Annotated in this window: 20 protein-coding genes; 4 read left to right on the top strand and 16 right to left on the bottom strand. The window is 67.4% G+C overall.

The annotated features are described in order from the left end of the window. Nucleotides 1-8 precede the first annotated feature (8 nt). Genes C1I89_RS10805 through C1I89_RS10815 form a run of 3 tightly spaced genes read right to left on the bottom strand, consistent with a single transcriptional unit; the run spans nt 9 to nt 3484 of the window. Nucleotides 9-887: a c-type cytochrome gene (locus C1I89_RS10805; RefSeq protein WP_102772726.1), complete on the bottom strand. Its 879-nt coding sequence runs from the start codon at nt 885-887 to the stop codon at nt 9-11. Nucleotides 888-909: 22 nt separating this feature from the next. Beyond that, nucleotides 910-2679: a GMC family oxidoreductase gene (locus C1I89_RS10810; protein WP_102772727.1), complete on the bottom strand. Its 1770-nt coding sequence runs from the start codon at nt 2677-2679 to the stop codon at nt 910-912. Continuing rightward, nucleotides 2672-3484: a gluconate 2-dehydrogenase subunit 3 family protein gene (locus tag C1I89_RS10815; protein WP_102772728.1), complete on the bottom strand. Its 813-nt coding sequence runs from the start codon at nt 3482-3484 to the stop codon at nt 2672-2674. Before C1I89_RS10815 ends, C1I89_RS10810 begins: the two co-directional genes overlap by 8 nt. A gap of 96 nt (nt 3485-3580) precedes the next feature. Between C1I89_RS10815 and C1I89_RS10820 the strand changes: the two genes are divergently transcribed. From C1I89_RS10820 to C1I89_RS10830, 3 genes are all read left to right on the top strand, one after another. After that, nucleotides 3581-3934 (top strand): hypothetical protein, encoded by a 354-nt coding sequence (locus tag C1I89_RS10820; RefSeq protein WP_146196891.1) that lies wholly within the window; start codon nt 3581-3583, stop codon nt 3932-3934. A gap of 90 nt (nt 3935-4024) precedes the next feature. Then, nucleotides 4025-4858 carry a UTP--glucose-1-phosphate uridylyltransferase GalU gene (gene galU, locus C1I89_RS10825; RefSeq protein WP_102772730.1) on the top strand — a complete coding sequence of 278 codons (834 nt, stop codon included), beginning with the start codon at nt 4025-4027 and terminating at the stop codon, nt 4856-4858. Between the two features lie 330 nt (nt 4859-5188). Further along, a complete protein-coding gene (locus tag C1I89_RS10830; protein ID WP_168202320.1) occupies nt 5189-5806 on the top strand; it encodes a TetR/AcrR family transcriptional regulator in 618 nt (205 codons plus the stop codon). A 28-nt stretch (nt 5807-5834) separates the two neighbouring features. Here the strand turns inward: C1I89_RS10830 and C1I89_RS10835 are convergent, their stop codons facing one another. The 6 genes from C1I89_RS10835 to C1I89_RS10860 are packed head-to-tail and all read right to left on the bottom strand — an operon-like array spanning nt 5835 to nt 11781. Next, nucleotides 5835-6698, bottom strand: coding sequence for an NAD(P)-dependent oxidoreductase (locus C1I89_RS10835; RefSeq protein WP_102772732.1), 864 nt, complete (start codon nt 6696-6698; stop codon nt 5835-5837). A gap of 14 nt (nt 6699-6712) precedes the next feature. Next, nucleotides 6713-7672, bottom strand: a complete 960-nt coding sequence (locus C1I89_RS10840) for a Bug family tripartite tricarboxylate transporter substrate binding protein (protein WP_102772733.1) — start codon at nt 7670-7672, stop codon at nt 6713-6715. A gap of 28 nt (nt 7673-7700) precedes the next feature. Then, on the bottom strand, nt 7701-8843 hold the full coding sequence (locus C1I89_RS10845; protein WP_102772734.1) for an alpha/beta hydrolase family protein: 1143 nt from the start codon (nt 8841-8843) through the stop codon (nt 7701-7703). A 10-nt stretch (nt 8844-8853) separates the two neighbouring features. Then, the gene (locus C1I89_RS10850; protein ID WP_219929573.1) at nt 8854-10563 is read right to left on the bottom strand and encodes a GMC family oxidoreductase; all 1710 of its coding nucleotides are present in this window, start codon (nt 10561-10563) and stop codon (nt 8854-8856) included. 5 nt (nt 10564-10568) lie between these two features. After that, nucleotides 10569-10871, bottom strand: coding sequence for a YciI family protein (locus C1I89_RS10855; protein WP_102772736.1), 303 nt, complete (start codon nt 10869-10871; stop codon nt 10569-10571). Between the two features lie 40 nt (nt 10872-10911). Further along, entirely contained in the window at nt 10912-11781 is an 870-nt protein-coding gene (locus C1I89_RS10860) for an intradiol ring-cleavage dioxygenase (RefSeq protein WP_102772737.1), read from the bottom strand. A 159-nt stretch (nt 11782-11940) separates the two neighbouring features. Between C1I89_RS10860 and C1I89_RS10865 the strand changes: the two genes are divergently transcribed. Beyond that, nucleotides 11941-12951 (top strand): LysR family transcriptional regulator, encoded by a 1011-nt coding sequence (locus C1I89_RS10865; RefSeq protein ID WP_102772738.1) that lies wholly within the window; start codon nt 11941-11943, stop codon nt 12949-12951. On the opposite strand, the gene C1I89_RS10870 is transcribed toward C1I89_RS10865, so the two are convergent. The 7 genes from C1I89_RS10870 to C1I89_RS10900 form a co-directional block, all read right to left on the bottom strand. Further along, a complete protein-coding gene (locus C1I89_RS10870; RefSeq protein ID WP_102772739.1) occupies nt 12918-13436 on the bottom strand; it encodes an O-acetyl-ADP-ribose deacetylase in 519 nt (172 codons plus the stop codon). The two genes, C1I89_RS10865 and C1I89_RS10870, sit on opposite strands and share 34 nt — an antisense overlap. Then, nucleotides 13433-13876: a VOC family protein gene (locus tag C1I89_RS10875; RefSeq protein ID WP_102772740.1), complete on the bottom strand. Its 444-nt coding sequence runs from the start codon at nt 13874-13876 to the stop codon at nt 13433-13435. The genes C1I89_RS10870 and C1I89_RS10875 overlap by 4 nt, the downstream gene beginning before the upstream one ends. Before the next feature lie 72 nt (nt 13877-13948). Continuing rightward, on the bottom strand, nt 13949-15655 hold the full coding sequence (locus C1I89_RS10880) for a thiamine pyrophosphate-requiring protein (RefSeq protein WP_102772741.1): 1707 nt from the start codon (nt 15653-15655) through the stop codon (nt 13949-13951). Beyond that, nucleotides 15652-16563 (bottom strand): LysR substrate-binding domain-containing protein, encoded by a 912-nt coding sequence (locus tag C1I89_RS10885; protein WP_102772742.1) that lies wholly within the window; start codon nt 16561-16563, stop codon nt 15652-15654. Before C1I89_RS10885 ends, C1I89_RS10880 begins: the two co-directional genes overlap by 4 nt. Before the next feature lie 44 nt (nt 16564-16607). After that, on the bottom strand, nt 16608-18200 hold the full coding sequence (locus tag C1I89_RS10890; RefSeq protein WP_102772743.1) for a rhodanese-like domain-containing protein: 1593 nt from the start codon (nt 18198-18200) through the stop codon (nt 16608-16610). Nucleotides 18201-18240: 40 nt separating this feature from the next. After that, nucleotides 18241-19227, bottom strand: a complete 987-nt coding sequence (locus C1I89_RS10895) for a Bug family tripartite tricarboxylate transporter substrate binding protein (protein WP_102772744.1) — start codon at nt 19225-19227, stop codon at nt 18241-18243. Nucleotides 19228-19256: 29 nt separating this feature from the next. Continuing rightward, the gene (locus C1I89_RS10900; protein ID WP_102772745.1) at nt 19257-19856 is read right to left on the bottom strand and encodes a hypothetical protein; all 600 of its coding nucleotides are present in this window, start codon (nt 19854-19856) and stop codon (nt 19257-19259) included. Between the last annotated feature and the right edge of the window lie 39 nt (nt 19857-19895).

Below are 19895 nucleotides of genomic sequence, written 5' to 3' on the forward strand. Positions count from 1 at the left end.
GGGACCGCTTATTCCTGCGCCGGCGAGCGGCTTTCGTAGTAGCGGGACAACTGGCCGATTTCCTCGGGGGTCAGGCGCTGCGCGAAGGCGCGCATGGCGCCCACGTCGTCGTTCTGCCGCTGGCCGGAGCGAAACGCATTCATCTGGTCCACGAAGTACGGCGCGGGCTGCCCCGCCAGCCGGGGCAGCAGCGCGCCCTCGCCGCGGCCTTGCAGGCCATGGCAATTGGCGCAGGCCGGCAGCGCGCGCGGACCGTCGCCCACCGTGTCCAGGCGGATGGCGGCCTCGTGCCCGCCCGTGTCCTTGCCGGCCGTCGGGGCGCCTGGCGGCAGGCCGCCGTAATAGCGCGCCAGATGCGCGATTTCTTCATCCGACAGCCCCTTGGCGATCCCGCTCATGACCGGATGCTGGCGGCTGCCGTCGCGGAAGTCCCACAACTGCTTGGCGAGGTAGTCCTGGGTCAGTCCCGCCAGATTGGGAAAGGCCCCGCCCAGCGGCGTGACGCCCGCCTGCCCGTGGCAGGCCACGCAGGCCTGCACTCCCGCCTTGCCCGCCTGCGCCAGTTGCTTGCCGGCGTCGACGTCGGCGCGCTGCAATGCGGCTTCCCAGGCGGGACGATAGGCCGCGAAGTCCATGGCGCTGCGGCCCGGGACCGGCGCGGCCGGGCGGGGTTGCGCCACCTCGGGCAAGGCCGCGCCCGGCGCCGCAGCGGGAGCTGCGGCTGCGCGCGGCGCCGCAGCGGGCGCGGCGGGCTGCGCGACGATGGACGGCGCGATCAGGCCGTCGCCGCCCTTGCCATACATCTGATAGAAGGCCGCGGCCAGCGTGATCAGCGGCGCGGCCGCGATCAGGCCCAAGGCCACATAGCTGCGTAAAGGCATGCCCATGATGTCACCCCGGCTGCGTCGCTCACGTCACCAGGGGGCCTGGCGACTTCAGGTAATCGGACTTGATCTTTTCCACGATCCAATAGGCCGTGGCGCCGACCGTGCCCGTGGGGTTGTAGCCGGAGTTCTGCGGAAACAGCGCCGCGCCCGTCACGAACACGTTGGGCACGTCCCATACCTGGCCGTAACGGTTCACCACGCTGGTGCGGGGATCGGCGCCCATGGCCGCCCCGCCGGTGAGATGCGTGGACTGGTACGCCGCGGCCGTGAAGGGCCGCTTGCGCGGTCCCGGCTCGGTGCGCTGCACGCCTTTCATGGCGCGGCCGATTTCGTCGCCCCGTTCGGTCAGGAAGGCCGACATGCGGATATCGTTGTCGGGCAGGTCGTAGGTGATGCGCAGCAGCGGCAGGCCCCAGGCGTCCTTGTAGGTAGGGTCCAGGCTCAGGTAGCCGCCGCGCGTGGGTTGCGCCGCGCCGGTGATGGTGATCGAGGCCGAGTGGTTGTAGTAGCGCCGCAGCGCCTGTTTCCAGGCGCTGCCCCAGGCGGCCGTGCCCTTGGGCACCGGGTGATAGCCTATCGGCGCGCCGCTGACCACCTGGATCTGCAGATAGCCGCCGCCCACGAATCCCAGCGGCCCATGATCGAAATTGTCGGCGCTGAAGTCGTCCATGGTCACCGCCACCGCGCCCGCGCCCATGAAGGGATTGATATTGAAGGATTCGTCGAAGAAGAGATTGACGCCCGATGTGGTCTGGTGCGTGTAGTTGCGCCCCACCACGCCGGTGTTGCGTACCGGGTCGTAAGGCTCGCCGATGCCGGAAAGCAGCAGCAGGCGCACGTTGTTGATGCCGAACGCGCACAGCACCACCGCCTCGGCCGGCTGGAACACCTCGGCGCCCGCGCCGTCCACGTAGGTCACGCCGCGCGCCCGCTTGCGGTCCGCGGTCAGCTCCACCCGCAGCACGTGGGCGCCGGTGCGCAGCTCGAAGTTCTCCAGCTTCAGCGCCACCGGCAGCACGCAGACCTGCGGCGAGGCCTTGGCGTAGTGCTCGCAGCCGAAGTTGGAACAGAATCCGCAGTACACGCAGGCGCTCATCTGCAGCCCCTCGCTGTTCACATAGGGCCGCGTGCACAGCGCGGACGGCTGCACATAAGGGTGGTAGCCCAGGCCGCGCGCCGCCTCGCCGAACAGGGCCGGCGCGTACGGCACTTTCATGGGGGGGTTGGGATAGGGACGCGAGCGCCACGGCTCGAAGGGATTGCCGCCCTCTTGCTTGCGGCCCTTGATGTTGCCCGCCTGGCCCGAGGCGCCTATCAGGTAGTCGAAGCGGTCGAAGTACGGTTCCAGCTCTTCGTAGCTCAGCGGCCAGTCCTGGCAGGTCAGGTCCTCGTCGAAGATGCCGGCGCCGTAGCGCTCGGTGTAGTGGCTGCGCATATTGAAGTCGGTCGGATCGAACCGGTAGTACGCCCCCGACCAATGATTGCCCGCGCCGCCCAGGTGCGTTCCGGGATAGGCGAACTGCCAGCGCCGCATGGGCAGGGCGATCTGCCCGCCGTGGTTGCGGAAGGTGAACGTTTCGCTGGCGGTGTTCTGGTGCAGCGCATGCCTGCGCGTGTACTTGAGCTCGTCGTGGACGTTGGGCCCCTGGAAATCCGGCGACGGCCAGCGCGGCTCGCCGCGCTCCAGCACCACCACCCGCTGGCCGGCCGCGGCCAGCTCCTTGCCGATGATGGAGCCGGTCCAGCCGGCCCCGATGATGGCCACGTCCACCGCCGGCATGGTCTTAGCCATGGCCGCCTCCCGGTTTGTGTGGGGTTTCGCCGGCCGGCGCGGCATGGTGCCCGCGGGCCTGCGCAATGGAAACCGGCGTGCCGCGCCAGGCCACGCCATGCCGCTCGATGTCGTTGGAGAAACTTGCGTACGCGCCCGGAAAACCCACCAGCTTCCAGCCGATCATGTTCCTGTTGCCGCCATAAAGCGGGTCGCTGAAGAAGCCCTCCGTCGTGCCTTCCAGCAAAGCCTGGAAGAACACCTGCGCCGGCAGCGGATCGAAATCGAGTTCGCCTTTCTGCATGGCTGCGAGCCAGGCGTCCTGCCGCTCGGCGCCGAGCTCGTCGTAGCCCTTGCCCTCCTTTTTGCGCACCGCGGCGTCGAACGCGGCGAGGCCGCGGCGGTACATCTCGGCGGGCGTGAAGGAAAGCTGATAGCCCTGCTCCGGCGTGCCTTCCTGGAACGGCCCCTGCCGGTACAAATGATCGCCCGCGCCCCACGCGCCGGCCAATTGGCCGTCCAGGAATACGGTTACGCCCGCCTCCTTGGCGCCCGGGCCCAGGTCGTCGGCCGGAATCAGGCGGGCGGCGATGGCGTCCATGAGCGCTGCTTCCTGCGCGTTGAAAAACCGCAGGGGCGCCGGCTGCGCGGCGTCGGCCGCCTGCGCGGGCTGCGCCGCCTGCGCGACGGTCTGCGCCCCCGACACGGCCAGCGCGCCGGGCACCCCCAGCGCAAGCGCCTTCAGGACGCTGCGGCGTCCCGGCGCGGCGGGATTGTCGTCGGCGGCTACGCCGGCGGAAGGAACGACAGGCTGATCACCGTTCATACCGTGCTCCTGCTTGGACTCGCGACGGCTACAGCAAGCGTCGGGCCCGGCACGGCATTTGCACTGGCAACACGCAATACCCGCGCAGGAGATCCCATGTCAGCCAGATCCGCCACCTTATTCGCGACAGCCATGCTCGTGCTGGGAGGATCGGCCGCGCTGGCCGCCCCCGCGGGCCCCCCGCCGAAGGAACGGCCGCCCTCCTCCGCCGACGGCGATACCGGCAAGCGCCAGCGCGGCGAAGGGAAAACCGAGCAGGAACGGAAAAAATTACCTCCCGCGCAATCCTCCGAGCAATCCACGCGCGGGCGCGACCGCGCCGAGCAAGGCGGCACGGACGCGCGCGGCAGCCAGGGTTCCTCCGGCGCGACCACGGGTTCGACCGGCCAGGGCGGCTCGCCCGGCTCCGGCGCATCCTCGGGCTCGGGCGGCACGGCGGACCAGCGTTGAGCGCCGCCAGCCGCCGGCCGGGTACGTCGATTGCTATCGGCGTGCGCGTCGCCCTCTCAGTCAGGGCAACCAACAACAAAGGGGCATTGCATGCATCCGATCAGAAAAGCCGTATTCCCTGTCGCGGGTCTGGGCACCCGTTTTCTACCCGCCACCAAAGCCATGCCGAAAGAGATGCTGCCCATCGTGGACCGGCCTCTCATCCAGTACGCGGTCGAAGAAGCGATCGCGTCCGGCATCAATGAACTGATCTTCGTCACCGGCCGCAACAAGCGCGCCATCGAGGACCATTTCGACCGCGTGCCCGAACTGGAACGCGACCTGGAACTGAAAAACAAGAATGCCTTGCTCCAGAGCGTGCGCAACGTCGTCCCCGACAGCGTCAAATGCGTCTATACACGCCAGCCCGCCGCCCTGGGCCTGGGCCACGCCGTGCTCTGCGCGGCGTCGCTGGTGGGCGCGGAGCCGTTCGCGGTGCTGCTGGCCGACGACATGATCGACGCCGACGTCCCCGTCATCGGCGAAATGACGAAGGTGGCGCGGGAATACGGCGGCAGCGTCGTGGCGGTCCAGCAGATCCCCAAGGCCAATTCGGCCCAGTACGGAATCGTGTCCGGCAGCCCGAAAGCGCAGGGCGTGATGCGGCTGAGCGGCATCGTCGAAAAACCCAGGCCCGAAGACGCCCCGACCGACCTGGCGGTGGTCGGGCGCTACATTCTCGAGCCCGAGATCTTCGGCATTCTCGAAGCCACGCAGGCCGGCGTCGGCGGCGAGATCCAGCTCACGGACGCCATCGCCGCGCTGCTGCGGTCGCGCAAGGTCTTCGGCTACGAATACGAGGGCACGCGCTACGACTGCGGCAGCAAGGAAGGCTTTTACCGGGCCACCATGGAGATCGGGCGCAAGTACCACGGGCTGGGCTGACGCCGCGGACGGCGGCCGGGTGGAAGAGCAGGCCCAAGCGAGGCTACGTCTTGAACATGTCCATCATCTGGCGCAACACGAGCCTGGCATCTCCCAGCGGGGCGAAGTCCAGCGGGTAGTCCTTGTTCAAGTCGAAGCGCGTTCCGCAAGATTTTGGGCGCATAGTCCAGTAGACTCTCTAGCAGACTCGGAAAATACACACTGGCTTGCCCGACAATGGCGGCGAATCCCGCACCACGCAAATCTCCCCGCAAAAAACCCTCCCCCGCACGCCAGCCTGGCGTTGCACGGGCAAACGCCCGGCGCGACGGCGATGAGACGCGCGAGCGCATGCTGGACGCAGCGGAAGCACTGTTTGCCGCCCATGGATTCCACGGGACGTCCATGCGCGATGTGGCCGTGGCCATGGGCTGCGGGATTGCGCTGGTGACCTACCACTTCGGCACCAAGGACGTGCTGTTCAGCACAGTCATCAAGCGGCGCGCGGCCTATATGGCGCAAGAACGCATCCAGGCCCTGGACGCGGCCCGGGCCCGAGCCGCGGCCCGGGGCAAGCCGGTGCCCGTGGAAGACATCGTCTCGGGCTATGTGTGGCCGTTCGTGGAGCGCAGCGCGGCGGGCGGCAAGGGCTGGAAGAACTATTCGCTGTTCATCGCACGGCACGCGAACTCGCCGGAGTTCGCCCAAGTCATCGACCAGCACTACGACCCGGTCGCGCGGCAGTACCTGGACGAGCTGGAGCGCACCTTCCCCACCATGCCGCAGAAGGACCTTTACTACGCGTTCAGCCTCATGGTGGGCGGCATGGTCTCCATCGTCGCGGAACCGGGCCGCGTGGAGAACCTGTCGGCCGGCCTGATCAAGGCCAGCGACGTAGAGGCCGCGTTCAAGAGAATGCTGCCTTTCTTCAGCGCGGGGTTCAAGGCGCTGGTTCCACCTTCGCCCTGACCGGCCTCGACGGTCGCTTGAGGCCGCGCTACGCCAGGCCGGCCGCCCGTTGCGCGCAACGGATGACGGCCGCGTAGTCCGCGTCCGCATCTCCGTGCGCCGCCGCCGACTGCAGGGACTGCAACGTCATCGCGGTCTGCGGCAGCGCCACCTGCAGGCGCTCGGCCTCGGCCAGGATCAGCTTTACGTCCTTGGCCATCTGGGACACGGTGAAGGTGGGGCTGTAGTCCCGCGTCACCAATTGGGCGGACTTCGCCTTGAGAATGGGAGACGCCACCGCGCTGTGGGTCAGCACTTCCCACATGTCTTCCCAGCGCAGGCCGCCCTTGGCGCCCAGGGCGAGCGACTCGGCCAGCATGGCGCTGGTCTGCGCGATCATCAGGTTGACCACCAGCTTCATGAGCCGCGCCTCTTCGGCCTCTCCCAGCCAGTATTGGCCTGGGCCGAACAGCTTGAAGAGCGGCAGCATGCGCTCGTAGGCGTCCCGCGGGCCCGACACCAGCAGCGTCAACTGCGCAGCCTCGGCCATGACGTTGTTGCCGGACACGGCGGCGCGCAAATAGACGATCTGGCTTTCGCGCAGCAGCCCGGCCACGCGGGCGGACATCTCGGGCGAGACCGTGCTGGTGTCGATGTATAGGGCTCCGGGCCGGGCAAGGCGCGCCACGTCCTGCGCCACCTGCCAAAAGGCGCCGTCATGCGGCAGCGATGACAGCAGCACCTCGGCCCCCGCCATCGCCGCCGCCCCCTGCGCCGCCGTCATGCCCAGCGCGACGGCCGCTTGCAGTCGGCTGGCGTCCAGGTCCTCGACGCTCAGGGCATGGCCCGCCGCCGCCAGATGTTTGCCCATCGGCAGGCCCATTTTTCCGGCCCCGATCAGATGAATCTTCATGGCGCGCGTCTCCCTCACTCGGCTTCGATGCCCAGCTCGGGCAGCACCTTGCGGAAGCGCGCGACGTCGGCTTCCAGGGCCTTGGCGAACTGCTCCGGCGTCATCAGCACCAGTTGGGCCTGGCTCAGCTTGAGGTAGTCCTGGAACACGGGTTGTCTGGCCGCTTCGGAAAATTGCTTGTACAGGGCCTGCGCCTGCTCGGGCGGCATGCCGCGCGGGGCCAGCACGCCGGACCATGCCGGCACGTCCACGTCCTCGTAGCCCAGTTCGCGAAAGGTGGGAACCCCGGGGAAGTTGGGGTCCGGCGCTTCCGACGAGATCGCCAGGGCGCGCACGCGCCCATCCTTGATCAGGGGCAGCGCCGTGGACGCGCCCATGAAGACCATGTTCACGTGACCGCCCAGGAAGTCGGATACGGGCGATTTGTACGGCACATGCAACAGCTTCAGATCGGCCGCGCGGGCGAACAGCGCGCCGATCACATGGGTGGTGTTGCCTATGCCGAACGAGCCGTAGCTGATCTGGTTGGGCCGCGCCTTGGCCGCGGCGATCAGGTCCTGGACGGTCTTGTAAGGCGAGTCCGCCTGAACCAGCAGGACGAAGCCGGACGACTTGCTCACGATGGTGATGGGCGTGAAGTCCTTGACCGGGTCGTACGGCAGGTTCTTGTACAGGCCCGCGTTGGTGGCATGGCCGGCCGTGGTGAACAGCAGGGTCGCGCCGTCCGGCGCGGCGCGGGCCACTTCGGTGGTGGCGATGCGTCCGCCGGCGCCGGCCTTGTTCTCGACGATCACGCTCTTGCCGCTGACCTTGGCCATGCCTTCGGCCAGCGCGCGGGCCGACGAATCGAATGGATTACCCGCGCCCACCGGCACGATGATCCGGGTGAGATTGGACTCGGCGTGCGCCGCTGCGGGCAGTATCGCTGCGGCCAGCGCCGCCAGCGCGAACATGCGGGAAATGATTTTCAACATGGTGGGTCTCCTCTCATCGATCACGGATTTATTTCAGGACGCGGGCAATCCAGTCGGCCATGGCGTTCGTCGCCAGGCTCATGTTGCCGATGCTGCAATGCTGTTCGCCGCCCTCTTCGGCCGAGAAAATGCGCAGTTCGCGCTCGGGCGCGTTCACGCACTCGTCGTAGGTCCGGGTGGCGTCGGCCACGGGAATCTGGCGGTCGTCGGCGCCGTGGGTGATGTAGACGGGCACGCGGACGCGGTCCAGCACGCCTTCCAATGTGAAGCGGTCGGTGATCGCCAGGCAGTCCTCGATGCGCTGCTGTCCCAGCACCCACTTCACGTGTTCGAAGTAGTGCGGCACCGACTTCTGCGCCGAGTACGTGCCCTCGATACGGGCACGGAAGCGCTTGCCCCAGTCGTAATTCGCCCCCCAGGCCACGCAGCATGCGAAGCGCGGCTCGAACGCGGCGGCGCGCGGAGCGTGGTAGCCGCCCAGGCTCAAGGCCATCATGCCGATGCGGCGCTTGTCCACGTCGGGCCGGGTTTCCAGAAAGTCGACGCAGGCGCCGGCGGGCAGCTCGGCCTCCGGCGCGTTGTAGAGCCTGTTCTTGCGCAGCGCCTCGCCCACCCCGGGGTTGTCGACCAGCAGGATGGACACGCCGCGCTGCGCCAGCATGGCGGGCAGGCCGCACAGATACAGGTACTCCTTTACGCCGTCCAGGCCGTTGAAATGCACGATGCACGGCGCCGGCGACCGGTCGCTTCCCGCCGAGACCATCAGGGCGGGCAGGAAGGAATCGCCGTAGGGCACCTTGACTTTCTCGCACGTGACGCCTGCGCACTCGATGTACTTGGCGAACGTGCGCAGCAGTTCGTCGTAGGCCGCCAGGCGCGGGGCGTAGTCATGGGCGGGGATGCGTTCGCCCGTGATGTACATGACGCAGGCGCGACGGTACTTTTCTCCCGCCGACAGCAGGTTGCCCGCCGCTTCGTCGGCGGCCGCCGCGCGCGCCAGCTTCGCGCCGCCATCGGCCCAGGCCTGGAAGAAGTCGTTGGCGTGCTGCTGATCGTCATCGACGTGCCGCAATGCGCGGCAGGCGCGATCGACCTCGTCCATGTTCGCGCCCGCATCGAGCGCCATGGAGAGCGCCAGATTCCACGAGTAAACCTTGAAGTATTCGAGCATTGGAAAGTCCTTATGAATGAATCGCGGACGGCGCATGGGCCGCCTCTTCCAGCCCGATGCGCTCGGCGGCCATTTCGGCCAGCATCAGCGTGGGCAGGTTGGTGTTGGCGCTGGGGATGCGGGGCATGACCGAGGCATCGGCGACGTAAAGATTGCCAATCCCGTGCACGCGGAAGTTCGGGTCCACGACCGCCATCGGGTCGGTCTCCCTTCCCATGGCGCAAGTGCCGACGGGATGCCCCATCGGAGAGATGGACGACAGGATCTCGGCGTCCGCGATCCGGCGTCCGCCGCCGGCATAAGCCACCGGCGCGCCGCTGCCGAATGCCCTGCTGAAGATCATGCGCCGCAACGGCCCGGGCGCGCTGGCCGCCGCTTGCGCCGCCAGCGACAACGCGCGGCCGGCCAGGCCCGGACGGTTGAACTGCTTCACGGCCAGGGCCCCGGGCAGCAGGAATGCTTCGTGGTAGTGCGCGGCGACTTCGGGCGCGCGCAGCAAGCGTTCGGCCCGGCGCGCGGCCTGCACCAGGCGCGGAGGATCGGCCGGATCGGACAGAAAACGGAAGTTCACGTCGGGCTGCGCAAGCGGATCGGCGCTCTTGAGCCGGACGAATCCGCGCGACCGCGGCCCGTACAGTGCGCTGCCCACCAACGCGAAACCGGGCCCGAACGCCGCGCCGCTGACCCGCCCGATCACGAAGTTGAAAAGGTCGCCGCCGTCCACGCCCGGCATGCCGGACGACGCGCGCAGCCCGGCGACGGCGAAGCGCCTGACGTCCGCCGCCATGCGCTTGCCCCTGGGCAGGCTCAGCGCGAAGAACAAGTATGGGTGGTTCTGCAGATTGCGCCCGACGCCCGGACGATCCAGCGCCACCGGCACGCCCAGGCGCTCCAGCTCGGCCGCCGGTCCAATCCCCGAGCGCAACAGGATCGCCGGCGCATGGATGCCCCCCGCAGCCACGATCACCTTGCGCGCCGTCAGTTCCAGCGGCTGGCCGCCATGCCGCGCATCCACGCCGGTCACCTGCCCCTGGCTCAGGCGCAACCTGGCCACCTGCGTGTCCGGCATGATCTTCAGGTTGGGCCGGGCGCGTACCGCCTCGGACAGATAGCAGCCGGCCACACCGACCCGCTCCTCCCGATCGATGGCGTTCGGCATGGCGAAGAAGCCGTCGCCCGGCTGCGCATTGATGTCGGAGACGAAGGGCAAGCCCTCGCCTTGCGCGGCCTGCGCCATGGCACGGGCGAACGCCGGCCACTTCGTCATGGGAGTACGCTCGATGGCGTGCGGGCCGCATTGCGGGCCCGGACGGTCGCGGTCGTTTTCAATACGGCGGAAATAAGGCAGCACCGCATCCCAGGAAAAATCACCCGCGCCGGCCCGCGCCCAGTGCGCGTAGTCCGAAGGCACGCCGCGCAGCGCGAACATGCCGTTGATGCTGGAGCCGCCGCCCAGCACGCGGGCCTGCGGGTAGGGCGAGGCGGGTCCGTCCTGCGTGTTCGCCGCGTTCAGGCCGGCCCAGAAGTAATCCGGATTGAGCGTGGCGGTCGGAAACGGGTCTCGAATATCGTCCGGAACCCGCCCCGGCGCGACATCGGGCCCGGCCTCGACCAGCAGCACTCGATGCCGGGGGTTTTCCGACAAGCGCGCGGCCAGGACCGCCCCCGCCGAACCGCCTCCGACGATCAGGAAGTCGTAGTCCATATCTGCGCTCGCCATGGTTTTCAGGCCGGGGGAAAGCCCGTCTTCTGCGGCCACAGGTTGACGAAGGGCAGCACCGACGCCGTCGCATACAGACCGGCCTTGGTGAACGGTTCTTCGGCCATCCAGCGCTCGGCCGCGGCCCGGTCCTCGAAGTCGATCACGAGCAGGCTGCCCAGCATGGTCTGGCCATCGTCTTTGGTCAGGGGGCCGGCAAACGCGATCCGGTCGGCCACCGCCGCCAGATAGGTCTTGTGTTCGGGACGCACGCGCTGGCGCAGTTCGGCGGAACCGGGGCGGTCGATCAAGTGGAATGCGAAGATCAAGAAGCTCTCCTGGTTTGGGTGGATGTCCGCGGCGGCGCGTTCACGCGGCCGGCGCCGGATTCAGCACAAAGCGGAAATCCAGCGTGTAGAACGGCACTTCGCTACGCGAACCGTCCGGCGCCGGGCCGGGCGGGTGTTCGATCCAGTCCGCGATGAGCGAGGACCGCACGCCGAAGACGGCATCCGAGTCCAGGTAACGGTCGCCATTGCGGAACACATGGGTGATCAGCCGTTCGTAGCCGGGCGCGGTGATCATGAAATGCAGGTGCGCCGGCCGCCACGGGTGGCGTCCCAGCGCCTCCAGCAACCTGCCCACCGGGCCGTCGTGCGGGATCGGATAGGCCTCGGCGCGGATGGTCTTGAAGTGAAATCCCCCCTGCTCGTCCGCCTGCAACGTGGCGCGGGCGCGCTGCGGCGCGCCGTCTCCGTATTGCACGTCGTAAAAGCCGGCCTCGTCGGCCTGCCAGACTTGCAACTCGGCGTTCGGCACCGGACGGCCATCCAGGCCCACGACCGTGCCGCGCACGTAACAGGGCTCGCCAGGCGCGCCATTGGCCACGTCGCCGCCAAGCTCGACGCGCGGGGAATCCTCGACATGGAAAGGACCGAACACGGTCGCCTCGGTGCAGCCCTTGGGCTTCTTGTTGTTCAGCGCGGTCACCAGCATGGACAGGCCCAGCGTGTCCGACAACAGGATGAACTCCTGACGCGTCCCGTTGGTGATATGGCCGACTTCGGTCAGAAAGCGGATACCCTCGAACCATTCGTCTTCGGTCAGCGCCACGTCGCGGGCGAAGGCATGCAGATGCTGCACGAGGCCGGTCATGATTTCGCGCAGCCGCGGGTTGGCCGCGTCGGCGTGCATGCCGATGACTGCCCGCGTGATGTTGTCTTCGTCGAGATTTCTCACTCTCGTCTCCGTTGAGTCCTGGCGTCAATTTTGTACACTTGACAAAATTAACGCAATCGAATTGCCGTAAATGCGTTTTCCGCTCACCGAAAAAATCAGGGTTTCCCCTAGGGCACGCATCAGCAACGCCGCCATACGAGCGGCGACTTGGAGACGCTAATGGATCGTTGGACTGAAATGGAACTGCTGGTGCAGGCCTCCGAACGTGGCAGCCTGTCGCGCGCCGCGGAATCGTTGAACATGTCGAACGCGGCGGCAAGCCGGCACCTGGCGTCGCTGGAGGCCAGAATCGGCGCCCGGCTGATGCGGCGCGGCACGCGCGGTCTCTGCCTGACGGAGGCCGGCGAACGCTTCTACCAAAGCTGCAAGAGCGTGCTGGCCGACATCAAGGACGCCGAGGCGGCGGCCAGCGCCACGGTGCTCAACCCCACGGGCACTTTGCGCGTCACGGCCTCGCTATCGTTTTCGGTGCAGCACATCGCGCCGCTGCTCAAGGAGTACACCGCCCGCTATCCGAACGTGCGGGTGGTCGTCGAAGTGTCCAACCGGTACCACGACCTGATCGACAACAACATCGACGTCGCGATCCGCACCCGCGAGTTCGAACGCGATTCCAGCGTCACCATCCGGCGTCTGGCGGCCACGCGCCGCATTCTTGCGGCGTCGCCCGGGTACCTCGACGCTTACGGCGCGCCCGGAGCTATCGAGGATCTGGCGAGCCGCCCGCTCCTGCTCTACACCTATGCCAACAGCCCTAACGAGCTCAACTTTCGCCGGGGCGAGGAAACGCGCAGCCTGCGCGTGCAAGGCCTGCTTGAATCGAACGACGGCCAGGTGCTGCGCGCCGCGGCGCTCAGCGGTATGGGCATCCTGGTGCAACCCAAGTACATCCTCTACGAGGACCTGGTGGCGGGGCGGCTTGTCTCGGTGCTGGACGATTGGGATCTGCCGCAGCTGGCCGTCAACATCGCGTTCCAGAGCCGGCGGCACATGTCAGCCAAGGTGCGGACCTTTATCGACTTCCTGGTCGCCCACTTCGAGCGCATGGACTACCAGCGCAAATGGACGGCGTTCGACCACGGCGCGGGGACCCGCCGACCGATCCTGCCCGAATCCATCTGCGCAAAGTCTCATACCTACGCCAAGGGCCCGCTCAATATACGCTCATAGTGACGCAGGTCTTCCTGCGAAAAGCAGCAGAACACGACCTCCTGTATGGACGAATCCCGTGCCAGGCTATCACGGACGCTCTGGACGGCGATCTCCGACGCCGGCTCGATGGGATAGCCGTATACGCCGGTGCTGATGCAGGGAAACGCGATCGAAGCGATGGCGCGTGCCTGCGCCAGTTCGATGCAGCGGCGATAGCAGCTGGCCAGCAATGCCGGTTCCCCGCCATCTCCGCCTCGCCATACCGGGCCGACCGTGTGAATGATGCATCGCGCGGGAAGGCGATAGGCTTGGGTGACCTTCGCATCGCCGGTCTTGCAACCGCCGAGCTTTCTGCACTCCTCCAGCAAATCCGGCCCCGCGGCGCGATGTATCGCGCCATCGACCCCGCCGCCGCCGAGCAATGAAGTGTTGGCGGCGTTGACGATGGCTTCCACGTGGAGCTTCGTAATATCCGCCAGGATGGCACGCAGGCTTGTGCTCATATGCTTGCTCCTGATCCGATACGCGGGGCCTGGACCGCGGGGCCCTTCAGCTCGATTTGATTCCCGTCGGGATCGAGGCAATAGATCGAAAGCCCGTCTCCTTCCGCGCCGTATCGCATCACCGCCTTGTCCGCGGCGATTCCGAAAGCGTGCAGATGCGCCAGGATGGCGGTTTCGTCGAACGGATCGACCCGCAGGCAGAAGTGGTCGACATTGCGTCCTTCCTTCCCCGGGGCGGCGCCGCCGGCGGCGCCCAGGGGGCCTTGCGCGTCGACCAGATCGATCATGGACCCGCCGGCGCCCAGATGGATCATGGCGTATTTATCGTTCCTCTTCTTGATGGAACAGCCCAGCACCTTCGTATAGAAGTCCACACTGCGCGCCAGGTCCCGAACCCTGAGAACGACGTGGTCCAGGCGCTTGATCTGAAATACCGGCATGATTGTTCTCCTGGGGCAACGCACCCCAGGAATGAAAATACCATCCCGGACAGATGACCGGCGCAAGCGGCGCTACGGGGCTTCCTGCGACAAGGCCTTTTCCTCGGCCGTCATGATTTCCAGGACGGCCGGGCGTCCCGTGTCGGCCACTCTCGCCGCCTCCCTGAGCGTTTCGATCAGAGTGACCGGGTCTTCGATGCGCGCCGTCCAGGCGCCCAGGCCCCGCGCGATCATTTCGTAGTCGCCTGACAGGTAGCGGGTGCGGTGCGTCTCGCTCGAAAGCGGCATGTGCTTGTCATAACCGCCCATGCAGCCGTTGTTCATGAGCAGCGTCACCGTGCCGATCCGGTTGCGCACGGCCGTTTCCAGGTCCATGGCGCATTCGCCGAAGGCGGCGTCGCCCAGCAGGTGCGCCACCAGCGCGTCGGGCCGCGCCATCTTGGCCCCGAGCGCAAGCGGCAGGCTGTAGCCCAGGTGGGTCGAGCGCCCCCAGCCCATGTATTCTCCCGGCCGGCGGCTGCGGTAGAACGGACTCAGCTGGTCGCGCGGGCTGCCCGCGTCGTGGGTGATGATGACGTCGCGCTCGGCCCACGCGATCTGAAGGTCGTGCACCACGCGGTACGGATTGATCGGCGTCGAGTCCGAGGTCAGCTTGTCATGCCAGTTCCGCAGCCATGCCTGGCGGACGGCCTCGAGCTCGGCGCCTATCCTGGCCGTCCGGTCCGTGTCCGGCCGCACGCCGAACTCGGTCTTGAGCATGTCTATCATCTGGCGCAACACGAGCCTGGCATCTCCGAGCAGGGCGCAGTCCAGCGGATAGTCCTTGTTCAGGTCGGACTCGTCGATCGCCAGCTGGATGGCCCGCCTTCCCGCCGGCAGCGGCGCCGCGAAAACCGATTTGGTCAGGCTCGCGCCGATGCCAAAAAGCAGGTCCGCGTGGCGCAGCGCATGCGTGACCGTCGCCGGCCAGGCCATGCCGCCGCTGCCCAGCGCCAGGGGATGGGTCTCCGGAAAGCCGCTTTTGCCGGACAGCGTCGTCATCGTGGGAATCGACAGCAGTTCGGCCAGTTCCACGAGTTCGGGCGTGGCCTGCGATTGCAGCACGCCGGCGCCCGCATGCAGCACCGGCCGTTCGGCGGCCAGCAGCTGGCGGCAGGCCTCGCGCACCAGGTCCGGGTCGCACAGCGTGCGTACGGCCCGGACCGGCGCATGCCGCGACGCCGACGCGCCGATGGGCTGTTCCATCACGTCCATGGGCAACTCCAGCGCCACCGGGCCGCGCCGGCCGTTGCGCAGGCCGGTATAGGCGCGCCGCAGCATTTCGCCCACGCGGTCCGGACGGTTGACGCGCGCCACCCACTTGGTGATGTTCTGGTAGTGCTTGACCGTTTCGAAATTGGGGCGCACGTCCGTGCGCGCCTCGTTCACCCCGCCCGGCAGCATCAGCACCGGCGATGAGTCGGAATAGGCCTGAGCCATCGCGCCGAAGGCGTTTTCGCATCCCGGCCCGTACTGCACCGCACACACCCCCACCCGCTCGCCCAGGCTGGCCCGGGCGTATCCGTCAGCCATGCCGACCACGGCGCGCTCGGTCCGCGCGACGACCGGGCGTATGCCCGCCGCGGCGGCGGCGTCGATGAGCGAATTGATCGGAAAGCAGAACAGCAGTTCGGTGTTTTCCGCCTTCAGTATGCGGGCCACCTCATCGACTGCCTTGCGGTCGGAAGGAGGACGGGTATCGGTCGTCTGGGATGCCGCTGCGGGCAGGGAAGCGTTCATGTTGTCTCTGTCTCTTGTTGAAATGCCCGGCAGTAGTCCAGGAATCGGGATGCCAGGATGGAAAGCGGCTGAGAGCTCGAATACAGCGCCCCAACCTCGACGATGACCTCCGGATGGAAAGGCCGGATAACGACGTTCGCGTCGCGCACCGCCCCCAGGGTGAAGGCATCGACTACGAAAGCCCCGGCGCCGGCCTCCACCAGCGCCATGGCGGCGAGCATGGTGCCCGCCTCCACGCGCACCCGCGGCCGCACCCCATGGGCGTCCAGGATGCGCGTGATCCGATCATGCACCCGCGTGATGCGATCGTTGAAGCGCTTGCGCGGCACATTGATGAAATCGACCCCCTGCAAGTCGGCCGGCCCTATCGTGTCCAGCGCCGCCAGCGGATGGCCGGCCGGCAGCAGGCACACCGCCGGGGTGCGCGCGATCGGCAACGACTCGATGTCCGGATGGTCCACCGGCAGCGTCGCGAAACCGATTTCGGCGCTGCCGCGCGATACCGCATACACCACGTCGTAATGCCGCTGCACGTCGAACATCACCGTAATGTCCGGATACTCGCGCATGAACGCCGTGACCAGTTTGGGCAAGGCGCCCTGCTGCAGCGAGTTCATGACGCAGATCTTCAAGGTGCCGCTGCCGATCTGCGCGATGCGCTGCGCCGCGAGCTGGATGTCCTTCAATCCGATGAACGAACGCATGGCCTCGACGTGCAGCGCCCGGGCTTCGGCCGTCGGCACCATCACGCCCTGGCGCCGGTCGAACAACTGGAATCCCACCTCCCGCTCAAGGCGGGCGAGCAGCCGGCTCACGGCCGACTGCGTCACGTACATGGACTCGGCCGCGCGCGTGACCGTGCCCAGGTCGACTACCGCCAGAAACGCTTCGATCTGCCTGAGATTCATTTTGTCTTTCTCCTCCTGTGGGTAGAGAAAGCTCTATCAGAGGCTCAGGCCTTATACAAGTTGAAATGCACGGCGGGATGGTGCTGCACCGCATCAAGCAGGCCCACTTCCCACCCCAGGTAGGCACGCATCGCGGCCTCGCGGTCCTTGGCCTCGAACGGCTTCACGAACGCGTCGTCGGGTTCATGCAAGGGACGGCCCTCGCCCTCTTCCAGCGGCAGGCCCTCCATCCGCCAACGCGTCATGCCGCCCTGCAGCACATGGACGTCCCGGTCGGTCTGGCCGGCCACGTCGGCATAGCCGAGCTCCGCCAGCACCCCGTCCGGTGATACCAGCAGCAGCGGGCGGCCCGGCGGCAGCGGCCGCAGGGCATCGGCCAGCCTGGAGCGGGTCAGCCAGCGCGCGCCCGGCAGATGCCCGGCCCGGTAATCCCGGTAGCTGCTCAGGTCGATGATCTCGTATTCACCCAGGCCGCGCGCCGCCTCGGCGGGAGTCAGCCAGCGAGGCTGGACGCCGTCCAGCCCCACGACGATCTGCGCCTGCGGACCGCTGATCAGGCCTGCGGCGTCCACCGTGTCGGCGCGCAGGGTGAGCACATCGTCGTGCCCCATCTGGCGCAGCCAGGACGCCGTCATCACGTCGCGCACGCCGTGGGGGTCGTACAGCACGATGCGGGCGTTGCGCACCGCCACATAGGTGTCGGTTGCCTGCACCAGCTGGCCGCCGGGCGCATGGACCGCCTGCGGCAGATGCCCGGTCTCGAATTCTTCCTGCGACCGCACGTCGAACAGGTAGACGGACCGCTGGCCGCCGTCGCGCTGACGCTGGTAGGCAGCCGCGTCGATCTCACCGATGCGAAAGCGCTCGCGTATGGCCGCGGCCCGCCGGCGCGCCACGTCCAGCGTTCCGGCGCCCGGCTCCGGCGCGCGGCGCGACGATTGCGTCTCGACCTGATGGCCGGCCAGCGACCAGCCCATCGTGCCGTTGCGCAGGGCGTAAACCGGATTGGGCACGCCCGCGTTGATCAGCGACTGCGCGCCGATGATGCTGCGCGTGCGGCCGGCGCAATTGACCACCAGCGTCGTCTCCGTGTCCTGCGCCAGTTCCGCGTAGCGCAGCACCAGCTCCGCGCCCGGCGTGCTCACCGAACCCGGTATGGTGGCGCGCCGGTGCTCGGCGGGCGTGCGGCTGTCCATGATCACCACCCGGCGCCCGGCCGCCAGCATGGCGCGCAGCTCGTCGGCCGAAATCGACGGCGTGCCGCAGCCATGCTCGACATACTCGCCGAACGCCTTGCTGGCCGTGTTGAAGCCGGTGAACAGCGGCAGCCCCAATTCGCCCCAGGCCGGCGAGCCGCCTTCGAGCAACACCGCGCCCGTATAGCCGAGCTCGCGCAGCCGTCGCTGCGCGCGCCGGTCCAACTCGTCGCCGCCGCCGGCCACGACGATGGGCACGTCGCGGCGGGGGAACAGCCTGGGCGCGCGCAGTTCCAGCTGCGACAGCGGAAGATTCACCGCGTGGAACAAATGCGGCGACACCGAATGCGCCCCCTCCTCTCTCGGATCGATCACGGCGCACTCCGCGCCGCTCTCCAGGCACTGCTTCAGCCACGCAGCGCTGACGGATTCCTCAACCATTCCATTCCCCTTGCCCACTTGTCTCGTTGACGGCCGGCGGTCAGTCGATCGACGCGCCGGCCCGCTTCACCAGATCCGCCCAGAACGCCACCTGCTCGCGCACGAAGGGATCGAACTTCCCCTCCGACTTCGGATCGGCCGGCTGGTATCCCGCCTGCTCCAGTTGCTCGCGGATGCGGGCGGAGGCCAGGGTGCGGACCGACGCCTGCTCCAGCACCTGCACCGCGTCCTTGGGTGTGCTGGACGGAACCACCAGCCCGAACCACACCTCGGTGCGTTCGAAGCCGGGCAGTCCCTGCTCGGCCAGCGGCTGCGCATCGGGCAGGCTGGAAGGCGCCTTGAGCGACGTGCAGCCCAGCACCCGCAGCCGTCCCGCCTTGATCTGGGCCAGGGCCGAAGGCAGCGACGCCATCGAAAAATCGACCTCGCCCGAAACCACCGCCATCACGGATTCCGCCGGGCCGCGGTAAGGGATGTGCTCCGTGGCGAGCTTGGCCTCGCTGCTGAACATCACGCCGGCCAGATGCTGGGTCGTGCCGTTGCCGGGCGAACTGAACATCAGCGATTTGCCGCCGCGCGGCTTCAGGTCCTTCACCGTCTTTACCGGGCTGGCGGCGGGAACCACCAGCACGTTCGGCGTGGAAGCGAACTTCACCACCGACTCGAAGTCGCGCAGCGGGTCATAGGGCAGATTCTTGTAGAGCGCGCGGTTGATCGCCATGGTGGCCGTCGATCCCAGTCCGAGCGTGTAGCCGTCGGGCAGGGCCTGGGCCACCGCCGCCATGCCTATGCTGCCCCCCGCGCCCGGCTTGTTGTCCACGATGATGCTCTGCCCGAGCTGCTGGCCGAGCTCCGGGGCCAGAATCCGCACCAGGATGTCGTTGGCCGAGCCCGGCGTGTACGCCACGATGTAGGTGAGCGCCTTCGCGGGGAAACGACGCTGGGCTAGCAAGATCCCCGGCAGGCCGGCGCAGCCTAATGCAATCGCGGATTTACCACAGAGACTCAAGAGTTCACGTCGTTTCATTTTTTGTCCCCTTCCAGCGGTTTTTATTGTCAGGTCGGCTTCACGTTCGGATTCGGCGGGAAGATCTGCCGTTTTCCGGTGCTGGGATCGAACTGCTCCCGGTCCACCTGGTCTTCCAGCGGGCGTTCGTAAAAGCGCAGTTGCCATACCGGCTCGTCGCCCACGCCCTGCACGTGGATGCTGTGAATGTCCTCGCCCATCAGGGCGACGCCCACGCCCGGCCCCACCATGATGGATTCCTTTTGCCGGAACCCGCCGGAACCGTCGACTTCATACAGCCGGTTTTCTTCGGCGCCCACCATGCCGGCCAGCACCGCCCAGTTCTTGTGGTTATGCGGAGGGCTGGATTTTCCGGGTAGCGCCAGCGACAGATACAAGGCGCGGCCGCTGCCGTTTTCCTCGTTCAGGCGGTAGGCGACAAAATCCTTGAACGTGCCGCGCTTGGCGGGCTTGAACTCCGTGGTCACGAAGACGTCGCTTTCCTTGGCCAGCGAAATCAATTCGTTCTTGATTGCCTCCAGCGCCTGGCGCGTCTGTCCATGTTCCTTTTCTATGGCGTTGACGCGGGCCATGGTTTCTGCGACCAGTTTGCGGCGGCGCGCCACCAATTCGGGCGTGGGTTCACGCATGGTTGTCTCCTTTGGGAGCAGTGAAAAATCAATGCATTA

The sequence above is a fragment of the Achromobacter pulmonis genome (assembly GCF_002885955.2).
Taxonomy (GTDB): Bacteria; Pseudomonadota; Gammaproteobacteria; order Burkholderiales; family Burkholderiaceae_B; genus Achromobacter; species Achromobacter pulmonis_A.